The 17,023-nt window shown below is 46.4% G+C and carries 16 protein-coding genes; 12 read left to right on the forward strand and 4 right to left on the reverse strand.

From position 1 onward, the window contains the following. Positions 1–26: 26 nt before the first annotated feature. Both AC1XUF_RS06670 and AC1XUF_RS06675 read right to left on the reverse strand, forming a co-directional pair. Positions 27–1,307, reverse strand: coding sequence for a TolC family protein (locus AC1XUF_RS06670; RefSeq protein ID WP_483340894.1), 1,281 nt, complete (start codon positions 1,305–1,307; stop codon positions 27–29). A 53-nt stretch (positions 1,308–1,360) separates the two neighbouring features. Then, the gene (locus AC1XUF_RS06675; RefSeq protein ID WP_483340895.1) at positions 1,361–1,972 is read right to left on the reverse strand and encodes a TetR/AcrR family transcriptional regulator; all 612 of its coding nucleotides are present in this window, start codon (positions 1,970–1,972) and stop codon (positions 1,361–1,363) included. A 181-nt stretch (positions 1,973–2,153) separates the two neighbouring features. Here AC1XUF_RS06675 and AC1XUF_RS06680 point away from each other — a divergent pair, with 181 nt between their 5' ends. The 12 genes from AC1XUF_RS06680 (at position 2,154) to hslV (ending at position 14,208) form a co-directional block, all read left to right on the forward strand. Then, positions 2,154–2,513 (forward strand): hypothetical protein, encoded by a 360-nt coding sequence (locus AC1XUF_RS06680; protein WP_483340896.1) that lies wholly within the window; start codon positions 2,154–2,156, stop codon positions 2,511–2,513. 1 nt (position 2,514) lies between these two features. Then, positions 2,515–3,570, forward strand: coding sequence for a hypothetical protein (locus AC1XUF_RS06685; protein ID WP_483340897.1), 1,056 nt, complete (start codon positions 2,515–2,517; stop codon positions 3,568–3,570). Positions 3,571–3,640: 70 nt separating this feature from the next. Next, a complete protein-coding gene (gene lepA, locus AC1XUF_RS06690; protein WP_483340898.1) occupies positions 3,641–5,428 on the forward strand; it encodes a translation elongation factor 4 in 1,788 nt (595 codons plus the stop codon). A gap of 10 nt (positions 5,429–5,438) precedes the next feature. Then, positions 5,439–7,127 (forward strand): DUF6044 family protein, encoded by a 1,689-nt coding sequence (locus AC1XUF_RS06695; RefSeq protein WP_483340899.1) that lies wholly within the window; start codon positions 5,439–5,441, stop codon positions 7,125–7,127. A gap of 120 nt (positions 7,128–7,247) precedes the next feature. Further along, positions 7,248–7,979 carry a class I SAM-dependent methyltransferase gene (locus AC1XUF_RS06700; RefSeq protein ID WP_483340900.1) on the forward strand — a complete coding sequence of 244 codons (732 nt, stop codon included), beginning with the start codon at positions 7,248–7,250 and terminating at the stop codon, positions 7,977–7,979. Then, positions 7,979–8,770: a class I SAM-dependent methyltransferase gene (locus AC1XUF_RS06705; RefSeq protein WP_483340901.1), complete on the forward strand. Its 792-nt coding sequence runs from the start codon at positions 7,979–7,981 to the stop codon at positions 8,768–8,770. Before AC1XUF_RS06700 ends, AC1XUF_RS06705 begins: the two co-directional genes overlap by 1 nt. Beyond that, complete coding sequence (locus AC1XUF_RS06710; RefSeq protein ID WP_483340902.1) at positions 8,767–9,591, forward strand: aldolase/citrate lyase family protein; 825 nt, start codon at positions 8,767–8,769, stop codon at positions 9,589–9,591. The genes AC1XUF_RS06705 and AC1XUF_RS06710 overlap by 4 nt, the downstream gene beginning before the upstream one ends. Further along, positions 9,588–10,532, forward strand: a complete 945-nt coding sequence (locus tag AC1XUF_RS06715; RefSeq protein ID WP_483340903.1) for a D-2-hydroxyacid dehydrogenase — start codon at positions 9,588–9,590, stop codon at positions 10,530–10,532. The genes AC1XUF_RS06710 and AC1XUF_RS06715 overlap by 4 nt, the downstream gene beginning before the upstream one ends. Then, the gene (locus AC1XUF_RS06720; RefSeq protein WP_483340904.1) at positions 10,532–11,275 is read left to right on the forward strand and encodes a glycosyltransferase family 2 protein; all 744 of its coding nucleotides are present in this window, start codon (positions 10,532–10,534) and stop codon (positions 11,273–11,275) included. Before AC1XUF_RS06715 ends, AC1XUF_RS06720 begins: the two co-directional genes overlap by 1 nt. Positions 11,276–11,431: 156 nt before the next feature. Then, a complete protein-coding gene (locus AC1XUF_RS06725) occupies positions 11,432–13,123 on the forward strand; it encodes a pyruvate dehydrogenase complex dihydrolipoamide acetyltransferase (RefSeq protein WP_483340905.1) in 1,692 nt (563 codons plus the stop codon). 212 nt (positions 13,124–13,335) lie between these two features. Then, positions 13,336–13,572, forward strand: a complete 237-nt coding sequence (locus AC1XUF_RS06730; RefSeq protein ID WP_483340906.1) for a hypothetical protein — start codon at positions 13,336–13,338, stop codon at positions 13,570–13,572. Positions 13,573–13,665: 93 nt separating this feature from the next. Beyond that, a complete protein-coding gene (hslV, locus tag AC1XUF_RS06735) occupies positions 13,666–14,208 on the forward strand; it encodes an ATP-dependent protease subunit HslV (RefSeq protein WP_483340907.1) in 543 nt (180 codons plus the stop codon). A 60-nt stretch (positions 14,209–14,268) separates the two neighbouring features. Here the strand turns inward: hslV and AC1XUF_RS06740 are convergent, their stop codons facing one another. Further along, positions 14,269–15,291: a hypothetical protein gene (locus AC1XUF_RS06740; protein WP_483340908.1), complete on the reverse strand. Its 1,023-nt coding sequence runs from the start codon at positions 15,289–15,291 to the stop codon at positions 14,269–14,271. An 82-nt stretch (positions 15,292–15,373) separates the two neighbouring features. Then, on the reverse strand, positions 15,374–16,846 hold the full coding sequence (gene dacB / locus AC1XUF_RS06745) for a D-alanyl-D-alanine carboxypeptidase/D-alanyl-D-alanine endopeptidase (RefSeq protein ID WP_483340909.1): 1,473 nt from the start codon (positions 16,844–16,846) through the stop codon (positions 15,374–15,376). Positions 16,847–17,023 lie beyond the last annotated feature (177 nt).

Raw genomic sequence — 17,023 nt, forward strand, 5'->3', positions numbered from 1 at the left:
GTATGTATTCGATTGTTGTTAAAAACTTACTCAGTGGGTCTACCCAACGTGGTCTGCAGATGATAAGCCGACTGGAGCAGCTGGATTTCGTGGAGAATTTTATTCAGCCGGGCCTGATCCTCCGCGTTTACTTCCCTCAGATAGTCATTGGTATTGATGACGCCGTATTCAAGCTGGGCCGCAGCAGTGGTCTTGATGCTTTCCCGAAGGAGGATGATCTCCTGATCAGTAGCAAGCAACTGCTGCAATCTGCCAACCTCCGCATTTTGTTGCTTCAATGTGATATTGGTATTGTATAAAAAAGTCTCCCTTTGCAATTGAATGGCATCCCGGTTCATCCGGATCAATTCCTGGTCATTCCGGGCGGTATACAGTCCGGACAAAGACCAGTTGAACCTTACACCAGAGACGTAATAGGCAGCAAAACCATTGTTCAGGATATTCAATGCGGGCCTGCCGTAACCTACCTGCAAAAAGAAGCTGAATTTGGGGCGGTTTCTTGCCTGTATCATTTGCGACTGAATGTCCAGGCTTTGATGTTGAAAGTCATATAATTTCAACTCCGGGCGGTTCATGTCGCCTGTCAGACTGAGCATCCGGGGCTTGATCAGCAGTGTTGAATCATTCAATGGCTGGTTTAACAGAACACCCAACGCATCCATATAAGCCTTGCGGTTCGCGACGAGGTCAATGGACCGCTGATCTGCTTTCAGCAACTCCGCCTTTAAGGTATTTCCATTGCTCTTGAAGGCGATGCCATTGTTGATCTGGGCTTGTACCTTATTGATCCCCAGCTGGATATCCTTTTTCAAAAGCGCGTTCTCCTGCATCTGTTCATCGATCAGCAGCAATCCGAAAAAAAGCTGGTTAACCCTTTCGTTCAATTTGTAAAGTTCCACTTCGAGCTTTTGCTGTTCCACCGCCGCACTGGCTTCATGCGATTTGATCTGTGTACGTACCATGCCACCATCGTAAATTGCCTGGCTCACATCCGCATACACTTTATACTGGTCTTTACTGATCGTGGGAAACTCCACGCCAGGGATCGACACCGGCAGCTTGAATTCCGTCACAGCCGATTGGTAGGTAGCCTGCCCAAGAATATTCACCTGCGGCAAATAGCCTTTTGCCGCATTTTCGACCGAGTAGTCCCTCGTCCGGGCAATCAGCTCATGCTGGCGGATCATAGGATAATTTCTGCGAGCCAATTGGTAGGATTCTTCAATGGTTAACGGCCTTCGTTGCGCTATGGCAATCGTCGCCCAGCAAAAGCTCAGTAAACCCAGAAGGCAAATCTGCTTAATCATTTTATTTATTCGTTTTATTTAATCATTTGATTAACACAGGACTAAAAAAAAGATCACCGATCATCGAGCATTAACCTGATCCACCTAGGGATCAAATATTTACGCTGTTCCATCATGGCTTTGTAAAGGTCTTCTCCGCCAATAATCGGTTCGAGAATAGGCTTTCCGATGAACGGAAAAAGTATCATCCCCAGCAGGTTCATTAAAAAGTGGAAAGGGTTGACATCCTCCCTCTTTTCCTTCAGCTGCCTCACAAAAACCGAGTCGGTCAGATGCTTACGAGCCTGCAACCGGTCGGCCAGCTGCTGCGGATTACTACGGATTTCACTCAGAACAAAAATCGGCAGGTCCGGGTGTTCGATCAGCATATTGATATAGTTGGCCGTGATTTTTTCGAGCTTTTCGTCCAAAGTGGTCGACTCATCATACAGCACAGGTGCCAAAACACTAAAAAGCTTACCGATCCGCTCCGCCATAATAATATTAAAGAGCTTCTCTTTGCTGCGGAAGTAATAGTTGAGCAAGGCCAGGTTGATTCCTGCTTCCTCCGCAATATCCCTCGTACGCGCATTTCCGTACCCCTTTTTGGTAAATACCCTGCTTGCCGCCTCTTTGATTTTCTGCTCCGTGGTAAGATCCAGTTCTGCTTTCACACTCTTTGCCATTCCGATGGTCTGCTTTTAGCACTCAAAAGTAAAAGAGGTTTTTGAGCCGTACAAATTATTTAATCAAATGATTAAATAATTTGTGTAATAGCAAATTTAAACGCGCCTTTCTTTCACTTTAATACTTAAATTTATCATTTTTACCATATAACAATCCTCCTGTCCAAGCACACTACCTACCATGAGCAATTCCAAATTCAGAAATTGGGCCCCCGGCCTGCTTTTTCTTGGGGCACAAATGATCAATACCATTTATGAACTGACGAGAGATACGCGAACGCTGTCATGGGCGCCGCATACCACGCAGATCCGCTACCATATCACCGCTTTTGAAAATGGTTTCCCGTGGGATCAAAAAAAGACTGAGGATCGATATGGTATTGCCCAAGGTGCGTGGGAAGCGCATGCAGTTGGAAATCTGACCCGTATTATACAATCAGCCGAAAAAACGAAAACAGATCATCCCGATAGCGTCCACGTAGTCTACTCGAGGAATGGGGGACCAAACCGCACTTACCGCTGGATTGCAGCTTCGTTCTGATATGCGACATCTGAACCCATTTTATCTGCTCGAAAAGCAGGTTTTCCCAGAACTGGTTTTACTGGTCAGGCTGCTCTCGGTGTACTTATTCATGACTGCGGAGTCCCCTTTTAAGGGAAATCAGGGCGGGGGCAGAGCTTTTCCTGTTTTTGAATTTCTTGGCAGAATCGGGACAGACTCCCAGTATAATCAAGGTATACATGTCTGGTTTATATCCGGTATAGCCATCTTACTCTTTTCTTCATGGGTCCGGACTGGCGCATTCCTGACGGGCAGCGCATTTCTGGTCGGCACACTTTCCTGCCAGACCTGTATTTCGGTCGCCCATTTGTTTACGGCCTGTCTTTTTCTCTGTACGGCGTTCAGCAATGCCGAAACCGGCACCGGTTTAATCCGTTTCCAACTGATTGTCCTCTATCTCGGGGCCGATTTGAACAAGATATTCGACATAGACTGGTGGACAGGCGCGAGTATGGAGACACTTTTGATCACAAAACATCAGATACCTTTTTACATTTCGATAGCCAGGCGATTTCCGCCCATGGTCCTTTCGCAACTGACGGGCATCAGTGTGATCGTTCTTCAGCTGGGCATCGCCTTGCTCCTGATCCGAAGCAAACTTACCAGGTGGGCCATGCTGGGCGCGTTGCTTCTCCATTTGCCGATGGTTATCCTCATGCGAATGACATTCGGCCCCTTCCTGATGGCTTTGATTCTGGCATATGCGACACTCCTGAAATGGCCCCGGAACCTCCGGTATGACAGCTCTCAGCACAGTCCGTGGCTGACTACGCTGCTTAAAGCTTTCGATTTTAATCAACAGATCGAGATGGCATTTGAAAAGGGCGGGCCCGATTCCCTCCGAAAATGGTACCGGACACTGCTTGATTTCTTCCCCCACCCTGTGATACTACTATTTCTGACAGGGTTATCTGCCTGCCTGATCCGTTATGGAAAACTTTTCCCGTTGGTTGTTTTAGTTCTTTTTCTGTTTTACAAGAAAGCCTGGATGCCGGGAAAAGTTGGAAGTTCACGAGAAAAGCTGTTGAAATATTAATTACCCTTGTAATTTTGTGATTGCTTTGGCCTGAACTTATACTCCAAGGCATTTGATTAGTCACTACTTCATGAAGAAAATCCGTAATTTTTGCATTATTGCCCATATTGACCACGGTAAAAGTACTTTGGCGGACCGCCTGCTGGAATTCACAAAAACGGTTACCCAGCGTGAAATGCAGGCCCAGCTATTGGACAACATGGACCTGGAACGCGAGCGCGGCATCACGATCAAGAGCCACGCGATCCAGATGACGTATCTTTACCAAGGCGAAGAATACACACTCAACCTGATTGATACCCCGGGTCACGTCGATTTCTCGTACGAAGTATCCCGTTCCATTGCAGCCTGCGAAGGTGCTCTTTTACTGGTAGATGCATCACAAGGCACAGAAGCACAGACCATTTCCAATCTATACCTTGCGATCAACCATGATCTCGTCATTATTCCGGTCCTCAATAAAATTGACCTGCCCGGGGCCATGCCCGAAGAGATCAAGGACGAAATGGTAGAGTTGCTGGATTGCAAAAGAGAAGACATTATACCCGCCAGCGGAAAAGAAGGAATTGGCATTGAAGACATCCTCAATGCGATCGTAGAGCGTATACCTGCGCCGGTGGGCGATCCGAAAGCGCCTTTACAAGCTTTGATATTCGATTCAGCCTTTAATTCGTACCGGGGCATCGAAGTCATATTCCGTGTCAAAAACGGGACCATCAGAAAAGGCGACCGCGTCAAATTCATGGCGACAGGCAAAGAATACATTGCCGACGAAATTGGGACCCTGGGGTTAGCCCAAATCCCGAAGCAGGTTGTGGAGTGCGGTGATGTGGGTTATCTTATTTCAGGAATTAAAGTTGCCAAGGAAGTGAAGGTTGGCGACACTTTTACACATATTGATCGTCCTGCCAGTGAGGCTATCGTGGGTTTTTCTGAAGTGAAACCCATGGTTTTTGCCGGTATTTATCCGGTCGACACCAGCGAATTCGAAGAACTGCGTGAGGCCATGGAAAAACTGCAGTTGAACGACGCGGCACTGGTCTGGGAACCGGAGACATCCGCAGCACTTGGCTTCGGCTTCCGCTGCGGCTTCCTTGGGATGCTGCACATGGAGATCGTCCAGGAGAGGTTAGAACGCGAGTTTGATATGACGGTCATCACAACCGTACCGTCTGTACAGTTCAGGGTGCTCACTACAAAGGATAAGTTGCTTAACATCAGCGCACCTTCGGAAATGCCCGACCCTACCGTCATTAAAACAATCGAAGAACCCTATATCAATGCACAGATCATTACAAAGTCGGATTACATTGGCCCGATCCTGAACTTGTGCATGGACAAAAGAGGGATACTTAAAAATCAGGTTTATCTCACTTCCGAGCGTGTGGAGTTACAGTTCAAAATCCCGTTGGCTGAGGTTGTTTTCGACTTTTTTGACAGGCTTAAAACCATTTCAAGAGGTTATGCCTCATTGGATTACGAGCTGGCGGGCTATCAGGAATCCGATATGGTAAAACTGGACGTGATGCTGAACGGCGAGCCCGTTGATGCTTTGTCGGCTATTGTACACCGTTCGAAATCCTACGAATGGGGCAAAAAGCTTTGTGAAAAGTTGCGCGAGCTGATACCTCGCCAGATGTTCGAGATTGCCATCCAGGCGGCCATCGGACAAAAGATCATTGCCAGGGAAACCGTGAAGGCCATGCGAAAAGACGTTTTGGCGAAGTGTTACGGAGGTGATATTTCCCGTAAACGCAAGCTGCTTGAAAAACAGAAAAAGGGTAAGAAAAGAATGCGCCAGGTAGGCAACGTCGAAATACCTCAGGAAGCATTTATGGCTGTTCTTAAAATCAACTAGATTTTTGCATATGAAGGCAAAATACGGGCAGTTTCACGTCATCGGTGTAACGCTTGTATTTTGCCTTTATCATTTGCCCAATCTGCTGTTAGGGCAAAAGGCCTTCTTCAACGCTTTCGATTCGCTGGACTCCTACGTCGTATGGCACAGGATCGTTACCCAAAACGGCTATGCATGGGCGCCATCTTCCGCTATCGTAGAGCCTTTTATGAATGGGGTCCCCAAGTTTACATTGGTGAGCACCTCCCATTTTTATTATTGGCTTAACCTGATTCTGCCCACTTTTTATGCGTATCAGTCACTCATTCTGGTCATTAGCCTTGTAGCTTTGGCTGGTATGTGGCTCTTATGCCGCCACCATCTCGGTCTAGACAGGCTCTCTTCTGCTTTTTTGGCACTTTCCTTCGCCTTTACGCCGTTTCTGCCCACGTGGGGCCTGAGCATTGCGGGACAACCTTTGCTGCTGTTTGCGGTCTTAAACATCCGGAGGAACAAGAATAAGAGCTGGGACTGGCTGATTGTAGCCTTTTTCCCGTTCACATCCAATTTCCAATCTGCGGGCGTGTTCATCCTCTTTGCGTTGTTGGTTCTGATCGTGTACGATGTGATCAAAAAGCAATTTGTCCCTCGTTTACTCCTTGCGTTCGCGGTTCTTTTATCGGTGTTCCTGCTTACCAAGCTGGATTTAATGGAGAATCTTTTGGCAGGAAAAGGATTCGTCTCCCACCGGATAGACATGCTCCGTTTTCCTGCCCCTATCGGTATTTGTTTTAAGATTTTTGTCAGGTATTTTCTCCTAGGCAATGTAGATGTGGCACTCTCGCTGCATACGTTTGTCCTGTTACCGTTCACACTGCTGGTTTTTTGCTTCCATACCATAAAAAACAAAAGACTCCCCTACGGTCTGGCAGCTACAATCGCTTTCATCACCCTGATATGCCTGTACATTGCGAGCCTTCAATGGGAACCGGTAGTTAATCTCAGGAACAAATCCGATTTACTGAGGATGTATAGCCTGGAACGTTTTCATATTTTCCTACAACTTTTGTGGCATTTGGCTGCTGCTCAGGCGATTCTGTTATTAGGTAATACCCATAAGAGGCAGATCATATCCGCAGTTTTTGCGTTGCAAATGGCAGTTTGTTTTGCCTACCAGCCTACTTATTATGAAAGATTTTTCAAAAAATGGGTCCATATACAGCCCTATCATTATATTTTCACTTATAAAGACTATTACGCGGAAGATCTTTTCAGGAAAATCAGGGACTACATGAATAAGCCCATCTCATCTTATCGTGTAGCAAGCATTGGAATCCCTCCTGCTGTTGCTCAATACAATGGATTCTGGACAATTGACGGTTATTCAAGCAATTACCCGCGCACTTACAAGTCCGCATTTAGAAAAATTATTGCTCAGGAACTGGAAAAAGATGCCACGAACAAGGGCTTTTTCGATTATTGGGGAAGTCAATGCATCATTGTCTATGACCAAAAGATCGGCTATTTCAATACGACCATGACCAAAGACATGACACCACCTGAACGCGACATCGTTTTATCTTCTGTTGCGTTGAAAGACTTGTCCTGCCGTTATATTCTCTCCGCAGAAACGATTGCACACCCGGAAAAATCCGGTCTGCGTAAAATCGCCGACTTCGAATCGGCAATCTGGCACGTTACGCTATACGCAGTTCTGTAAATCAGCTAATTAAACGGTCGCTCATTTCCGGGGACGCTAGATAATTCTGTAATTCATTTATTGCGAGTCATTTCAATTTATTTTATATTGATTGCAAAAAGAAACTAACCGCTTTCATCCATGAGTATTGTAGTTTCCAATATTCGGTTCCATAACAATCAGCAGCTCGACTATTTTGGGCATAAGATCAAGAAGACCATGATTCCCGTTTACTCTCCGTACGTCCGGAGGCACGTCAGGGAAGTGATCGACTTCGCAGGCATCAAAAAAAGCGACAGGATTATTGATGTGGCCTGCGGCATGGGCAAGTATACGCTCAATTTCCTCGCCCAGGGTTACAAAGTGGAGGGCCTCGACTTATCCCCTTTTTTATTACAGCAGCTTTTAGTCCATAACGACAACAAATTCCCCGTCAAGCTGCATGCGGCTGACATACTCGACGCTCCCGAGGAACTAAACGAACAATTCGATGTGGTGATGGGCTTTATGGCACTTCACCATTTTCATAATCTGGCAGCCTGCTTCCAGGCGATGTACCGCATTGCGAAGCCCGGCGCAAAATTGGTATTCCTGGAACCCAATGCGTACAACCCCCTCTACTACCTGCAGATCGCGCTCACTCCGGGAATGTCATGGCAGGGCGACAAAGGGGTAGCCGATATGACCAAAAGCAAACTTTTCGGGGCAATGGAATATGCAGGGTGGAAAAACCTGAAAATCAAACGTTTCGGATTTTACCCCCCTTTCCTGGCCAATACGCCAGTCGGACAGAAAACCGAAAGGGTACTTGAGAAACTACCGGGACTGAATACCTTTTTGCCTTTTCAAATCATCACTGGGGAAAAAATATAATGGTCGACAACAGGGAAAACTGGATTGTCTCTTATCCCGACGATGGGAACACGGTTTGTTTCGAAATGGAGGACATGTCTTTCTGGTATCAGCACCGAAACGACTGCCTCGTGGAAGCCATGAAGGCGAACCAATTTCCGCGGGAATTTTACGATATCGGAGGGGGTAACGGAATTACGGCGCTGGCCATGCAAAATGCTGGCTATGAAGTAACCTTGATCGAACCCTACCTTTCGGGCATCCAAAATTCCCAGAAAAGAGGTATCCGGAAAACAATCCACAGCACGCTGGAAGATTATGTTACAAAAGTAGAAGGTACGTTACCCGCAGCAGGCTTTTTTGACGTCCTGGAACATATCAAGGACGATAACCTTTTCCTGGAACGAATCAACGGACTACTGGAAATCAACGGGTTGGTGATGCTAACAGTGCCTGCTTTTGGGAGTCTATGGTCTGATAATGACGAGCAGCTTGGCCATTTTCGGCGTTATACCCTGGATGGGCTGACCAACATTCTCGAAGGAGCCGGGTTTGAAGTAACTTACAAAACCTATTTTTTTTCGTTGGTCTGGTTGCCTATGTGGCTGATGAGGGTGTTGCCCAACAAGCTCGGTATCAAAAAGAAAAATTCTCCCGGAAAGAAAAAAAACGAGCACATGGCGGGGAGGCCTTTTGCTTCCCGTTTTCTAAGGCAACTGCTACGTTGGGAAATCACGGCCATTAGAAATCAAAACAAAATACCCTTTGGAACCAGTTGTCTCGTGGTCGCCAAAAAAACGAGGAATCTATGAATCACACTTTACCGAATTCCAATGATTTTCAACTTTTTCTATTCTCCAACAATCCTCTGATTGCACGCAGCGCTATCATGGCAGGTGTAGACGGAATTATCATAGATTGGGAAAATCAGGGGAAAAAGACCCGGCAAGACCGGTTTGACACCCAGATCAATTACGATTCTTATGAGGACTTATGCCGTGTCCGGGAAGTGCTTCCGGAAGGCAGGCTGATTTGCCGGATCAACGGTTTTTCACCGGAACACACTTTGTATGAAATAGAACTCGCGATCGGGGCCGGGGCAGATGAGATCTTTTTGCCGATGGTCCGCTCGGCAGAAGAAGTTAGGCAAACTTATAATCTGATTGGAAAACGCGTCGCTTTAAATATTTTGATTGAAACGGTACCTGCGCTTGACTGCCTGGCAGAGCTTGCAGCGTTACCACTGAAAAGGGCTTATATCGGCCTGAACGACCTGCACATCCAGCAAAATAGCAGGAATATTTTTGTACCGCTGATGAATGACACTGTCAGGAATGTCAGGAAGCAATTCAGTATACCCCTAGGTGCAGGCGGCGTCACCTATCCTCCCAATGGCAAGCCCATCGCCAGCAAATATCTCATTAACGAATATGCCCGACTGGGGATTAATTTCAGCTTTTTGCGAAGGTCTTTTATGAATGACATTCGGAATTACAGCATGGAATTGATCGTTCAAAGCATCAGGAAAGCCTATCGGGAAGCACTTTCCAGGTCAGAAGCAGAAATTGAATCCGATTACCAGCAATTCAAACAGCAGGTTGAAAGCTGGACCACCAATCCGCATTATGTATGATCCTTTTAATGTACGAACCGGTACCGGATCATCTAAAAAAATTACAGGAAATCGCTGCAAACCACGAAATCAGATGGGCCTCAACGCAGGAGGAAGCCCAGATGCTGATCCCTCACGCAGAGATCGTGTTAGGGAACCGGTTTTTTCTTCAGAGTTTACCTTATGCCGAAAAGCTTCGGTGGATGCAATCCAATTCTGTCGGAGTTGATCTCATTTTGCAACAAAAGCAGGCACTGCTTGACAAAAATATCATACTCACCTGTGTCAAAGGAATTTATGACGCTGAACTGGCAGAACATACATTGGCACTGCTACTGAGTCTTTTTCGTTCCCTGCACTTATTAAGGGATGAACAGACCGGAAAAACCTGGAGACGTCACAGACTACCCACGCTACATGGCAGTAGGTGCCTCATTGCAGGATGGGGAAGCCTCGGGCAGGAAATTGCGCGGCTCATTCAAGCCATGGGCGGAAAAGTGGCAGGTATTAGAAATCAAACGGGCGATTCGTCCGACGGAGGTTTTAACGTATACGGGTCCAGGCACTGGAAGAACCAACTGCCTGATACAGACGCGTTGATCCTTTGTCTTCCCAAAACACCCGATACATTCCATTTTATCGGAAAAGAAGAACTTCAAAAATTGCCGGAATCTGCTTTCGTCGTGAACATTGGGCGTGGGGGCACCCTGGACGATCATGCCCTTTTGGAGATAGTACGGGCAGGTAAAATAGCGGGCGCTGCCCTGGATGTTTTTGAAACGGAACCTCTTCCCGGCAACCATCCGATCTGGGAAGAGCCCCGCATCATCGTCAGTCCACATGTCGGCAGAAGCCTGGAAGGACCTGCATTTCGCTGGCAGGCGTTATTTGAGGAAAATCTGAAGCGCTATCTCTCCGGAAAGGAATTACTCCACGTTGTGAATTATCAAAAAGGCTATTGATGACCAGGATCAGCATCGTGGTACCCGTCTATAAGAGTGCTAAAACGCTTGTTGCGCTGCACGAACGAATTGGGAGCGTTGCAACCCGGGAAAACTGGGACCTGGATATCATCTATGTGAATGATCATTCTCCTGACGATTCTGCATTGATACTTGAATCCCTTCCAAAAACTTCCCCATTTCAAGTCATCAACCTGCGACAGAACCTCGGCCAAAGCAGTGCGCTTCTTCTCGGCATGTCATTTGCCAAAGGTGAGATCATAGCCTGTATGGATGCAGATTTGCAGGACGAACCGGAATTCCTGCCCGAAATGGTTCAGGCACTAGGAAAAGACGAAGACGTAGTTTTCGCGAAAAGAAACGGCAGCTACGAATCCACGGGCCGTTTGCTCACCTCTCTTGTTTTCAAATCACTTGTTTCATGGTTCTCGGGAGGCAGGGTCCCGAGGAACGCAGGTTTGTTTTTTCTGATAAAAAATAACGCAGCTCGAAGACTATTGGGATTTCTTCCCTACGGCCCCTATCTCATTGGCGCTATCGCAAAGACCAGCCTCAAATGCACCGGCATATCTGTAAAACGAAACGGCAATACGCTCGGTGAAACCTCCTACACATTCAGAAAGCGGTTAAAAGTCGCGAAAAATTTTTTCAGGACTTTGAGAATGACACCTTTAACGGGTGAAAGTGCTTTAAACAAATGGGTTGACGCCCAAGTGGAATCGGCCAGGCAATTTCCGGAATAGATATATCGTGAAAAATACCGCACCGTTTACCCTCCCGCTAAAACATTCGATTTGGTCAATTTTATGATATGAAAGGCCTGAGGTATTCACCTTTTGTTGTAATTTTGACGTAATTCTAATTTCAGACCAAGAAACTAAAATACCTTAACGAGCGATATGGCAGAAGTAATTCGTATGCCCAAAATGAGCGACACCATGGAAGAAGGTGTTATCGCAGAATGGCACAAAAAAGTAGGTGATACAATAAAATCCGGTGAAATCATCGCAGAAGTCGAAACCGACAAAGCGACTATGGACCTGGAATCTTATTATGACGGTACGCTTCTTTATGTCGGTGTAAACAAAGGTGACGCTGTGCCCATCAACGGGATTATGGCCATCGTTGGCGCCCAGGGTGAAGACTATAAGGCACTCTTGGACGGCGGCAACGGTGTAGGCAACGGGGCTGCTTCGAATGGAAGCGCGGCGCCCGCGCCCGCCAAGGAAGAAGCAAAACCAGCGCCTGTTGAAACCGCTACTCCTCAACCTGCTGCCAAAAAACCTGCTGCACCCACTGAGAAAATCAACGCTGCTGTCGTTCGTATGCCGAAAATGAGCGATACCATGGAAGAAGGTACGCTGGTTTCATGGCAGAAAAAGGTTGGAGATAAAGTAAAATCAGGAGATATACTGGCCGAAGTCGAGACCGATAAAGCGACCATGGAATTGGAAGCTTATGAGGATGGCACTTTGCTTTTTATCGGCATTAAAGAAGGGGAATCTGTTCCTGTTGATGCCATCATTGCCGTAATTGGTGAAGAAGGTGCGAATGTAGAAGCACTGATTGCCAGAGAAAATGGTGAAGGCGCGCAGGAATCAGAAAACACTGCTCCAGCTGAAAGTACAACATCTGCTGAAAATTTGAATGGCAACGAGAAACCGGTTTCTGTGGCAGATTCGGGCGATCGTATCAAAGCCTCTCCATTAGCGAAACGCCTGGCAGACGAAAAAGGGATTAAGCTAAACGAAGTTGAAGGCACTGGTGAAAATGGAAGGATCATCAAACGTGACGTTGATGAGTTTAAACCCGCTGCGAAAGCTGCTACGCCTGCTGAAGTACCGGCCCCAACGTCGGCTCCCGCGCCAAAAGCTACTGAACCTGCGGCTACAAGTGCTCCTGCCACTGGCGACTTTGTAGATACGCCAATCTCCCAAATGCGCAAAACCATCGCGCGCCGGTTGAGCGAAAGCTTATTTACAGCTCCGCATTTCTATGTGACCATGGAAATCGTGATGGATAAAGCAATGTCGCTCCGTCCGCAGCTCAACGAGGTTAGCCCTGCCAAAATATCATTCAATGATATGGTGATCAAAGCCTGTGCGCTGGCATTGAAACAACATCCTGCCGTCAATTCGGCCTGGTTGGGAGATAAAATCCGGAAATATAATTATGTAAATATTGGGGTTGCAGTTGCAGTGGACGAAGGTTTGCTGGTTCCCGTTATCCGCGATGCGGATAAAAAAACGATGTCTGTGATTTCTGGCGAAGTGAAAGACCTGGCAGGAAAAGCGAAGGACAAAAAGTTGCAGCCTAAGGATTGGGAAGGGAATACTTTCTCTGTTTCAAATCTGGGAATGTTCGGTGTGGACGAATTCACAGCCATTATTAACCCGCCGGATTCCTGCATCCTGGCAGTGGGTGGTATTAAAAAAGTAGCTGCTTTCAAAGAAGACGGAACGGTGTACCCGACCAACATCATGAAGGTAACGCTTTCGGCCGATCACCGCGTCGTGGATGGTGCGACTGCCGCTCAGTTCCTTTTGACAGTCAAGAAGCTGCTGGAAGAGCCTATGAGTATGCTCGTTTAAGTTCTTAAGATTTAAACGCCCATTTTTAAATTCACACACCATGACACCTAGCCAGAGTTAGATCAAATTGGGCCGGTTCTTGCCGAGTTCATTGTCAGGTTTGATGTTATGGAGAAGAAAGTCGATAATTTGACGCATTTGGTTTTAAATATCGGCCGCATTGTCGAAAAACAAAGTGATGATATACTTTCTTGCTGAAAGGTCAAATGGCCATGTCCGACGAGATTGGCAAAATCGAACGCCGGATTGATCAGATTGAGGTTCGACTTGACAAGATGGACGGTCGTTTTAATAACATTGAAAATCGATTGGATAAAATGGATGTTCGTTTTGACAGCGTCGAAAACCGATTGGATAAAATGGATGTCCGTTTTGACACGCTTGATACCAATGTCAGTAAAATTGCGGCAACACAGGATGCAATTTTAGCCATTCTATTGAAGAACTAACCAATTTTAGACAAAACATACAAAGTGTCAGGTTTTCAGCCTGGCACTTTTGTTTTAAACGCGCTTTATAATTTTAATCAGGATAACCACTTCATGGAAAAAATACATGCAACCACTGTTCTTGGCGTACTTCACAACGGAAGCGTGTCACTAGGTGCGGACGGACAGGCAACAATGGGCAATACGGTTGCGAAGGGCAACGTAAGAAAGATCAGGGTTTTGTCGGGAGGAAAAATATTGGCAGGCTTCGCCGGATCAACAGCCGACGCATTTACGCTCCTGGAAAAATTTGAAGAAAAACTGAATGCATACGGCGGCAATATGAAACGCGCGGCTATCGAATTGGCAAAAGATTGGAGGACAGACCGTTACCTTCGAAAGCTCGAAGCCATGATGATTACAGCCAGCAAAGACGAAATATTGGTCATTTCCGGTACCGGGGATGTGCTGGAACCCGAAAATGGGATTGCCGCGATTGGGTCAGGAGGAAATTATGCGTTATCGGCTGCCCAGGCACTTAAAAAACATGCGGGGCATTTAACAGCAGAAGAAATGGTACGGGAAGGATTAACAGTAGCTGCAGACCTTTGCATCTATACCAATCACAATTTTATCATTGAGAAAGTCGTGCAGTAACATTGCTTTCTGCAGCAGAAAACCGGGGTGTTAGGCACTTCCGGTTTTCTGTCAAAAATGTTATCGACTGACTATCAGATTAATCGCTTTTTTTACTTTATGCTCGTACAGATCGCGCTTTTGCCCCAGTTTCCCGTAAACTGTCCGTAGTCTGGCCAACATTTTATAGGTAAAATCCAGAGATGCATCCGTATTGAAGTTTTCTTTCAGGTATTTCAAAGCATTATCCTCGCTCAGATTGTAGTTATCCTGCTTGGAGTAAGCATGTATCCCCTGCCCGACCGGATTGAAAGCCGAATGCAGCGCATAGTCTTCCAAAACAAAATGTTTAAACTTGAAGCCCTGGTTCACCATCTGGTAAAACCAGCCGGTGCCTAAATCGGCCGTAAAGCCCCAGTTACCTCCAAAACACACGTTATCGCCTTTTGGCAATGTCTGCCTGCGATAAATGGCCAGGTCTATCATACAGGCATATTCATTAAGGCGGCACTCAGGCATCGGGTAGTGACGCCCCGTCTCGATCACTTCGATGTCCTTTTCTTTGCGTGGCGTATCAAATCTTTCGTGAAGCTCCAATGCTTCTTCATAGGTGGGGATGAATTCATGGTATTTTGAACCATGGCACACGCCGGCGGAAAATCCAGGGCACGACCAACACTGACCAATAGAACCCGTTCCTGCGATCTGATCGTCGCCCGTAATCACCGGAAGCATATCCCCAATCATATCTTTATGGAAAACCATATCATTGTGCATGATAAAAAGGTAATCGCAAGTTGCATTGTCCAAAGCATATTGATACGGGATTTGCCAACGGTACTCCGAATCCGTGCGGGTACGGTCGTAATCCAGGCCACCCAGGTTATAAAAGTATTTGGGATAGTACAAATCAATTTCAATAAGCGGGCGGATCGCATTAATCACCTGGTACACATCCCCGAACTTGTCGAAAGGCTGACGTTTTTCAACCGTAATGTATATTTTATTGATGTGCTGGCGACTGAATTTCAGGAGTGTGAGGATCGAAATAATGGTTTGATAAGGCTTGCCATAGTAAATAACACAAACGTCAGTTTTAATCATAACAGGAATTTCTATTGGGTTGCTGTAAAGCAATTTTAATTTCTAAAAACCTAAAAAACAATGCAAAGCTATTCAATGAAGGTTATAATTGCGCTATCAAGGTCATTAACCTGACCAGTTCATCCGATACAAGACGCTGGCTTCCAGGCATATACTTATTTGCAATAACCGTAAAACTCAATAAAGCACCGGACTTGGATGTAGCATATCCCGCAAATGCCCGGGTACCTTCGATAGAACCGCTTTTGACATGCATATTGCCTGCCGCTCTGCTCCCTTTCCCCAGGTTCCGCACGGTCCCATTCTGCCCAAGCACGGCGATGCTTTTGTAAAAATCGCTGAAACTCGCATCTGCATTTGCCAGATTTAGGATATCCGTCAAGCTATTGGCCGTGATCGCCCCCGACGGGGAGAGCCCGCTTCCGTCCTTGATGTAAAATCCCCTCAGGTCCGCACCTTTTCCCGCCCAAAATGCAGTGACTGCCAAAGCGGCATTGTCATAGTCCGACTTACCAGACAGTCTTTTTCCGGCTTGCTTGAAAAATGTATCAGCGAAAAGATTAATACTCCAATAATTTGCCTGCTGACATAAGTCGCGCAATGGCGGAGACTTGTATTCGTCCAGGACCACTTTGGTGGTCGGGTTTATTGCATTGGTGATTTTTGATGGTAAAATCTCTTCCATTACCAATACGGATGCAACGGTCAGGTTTCTTTTAAGCGCAAACGCCACATACTCGGCCGGGTTGGGAATGGAACCCTTTACTATAAACGTCGCCACGCCCGCAGGGACTGTCCCGGTAAGAACGACATTGTTTCCAAATGGGCTGCTATAAACGATGGTTTTGTCCCCCGACCCTCTTTCCCCGGTCGAAACCTGATTGACAAATGACAAATAAGGTATATCAGGCTCAATTCCCAGAAAACCCGCCGGATCTCCCGGTTCGGTACCCGGCTTGAATTTGATCTTATATAAATTTTCATTAAAGTTAAGTCCCTGAACACCAGCACCATAATAATTGCCAATATCACCCCAGATCCAGGTGCTGGCCACTGTGCCACTATCAAAAAATGACGCGTCGGCCAGTACCTTACCTTTGATGTATTTGATACCTGCTTTCTTCACGGCCGCCGTCCATCTGTATAACAACTCATTGGATTTCAAGTATCCGGTAAATCTGTCGCTGCCCAGGGAAGGGTCACCGGTTCCGCGGATGAATAAATTGCCAACCAAGGTATCCCCCCTGATTGAACCGTCATATTCAAGAAAAGTCTGAAATTTGTAATCTCCGCCAAACACTGACAAAGCAGTCGCCGTGGAAACCAGCTTCAAGGTCGACGCGGAAGGCAAAGAGCGCTCCTGATTGAAACCAAACACAAAGCCTTTTTCTTTGACCGATTTCACGCTGACGCCAAGTGAGCCGCTCCTCATCATTTCGCTATTCTGCAGTTCCAGAACAGCGTCACGAAGGCTGTTAAGTGCAGTGCTGTCGATGGTTTGGGGAAACCCCTTTTGAAAGAAAAATATTAAAAAAAAGAATAGATAAAATCTCATAAACGTTCACAAAGGTATCTGGATGAGGCGAAAACAGGGATACCGGAATCTAAACTAATAAGGAATGTCCAAATCTCACGCTCTTTTTTGGTACTTTTGTTAGATATTAGGCATTTGATTCGCTGTTTGCAATAACAGGATAACATAGTCATATTGCTTTCTCCCGCTGAGAGAGAA

Source organism: Dyadobacter sp. HNCC25DJ185, from assembly GCF_056895195.1.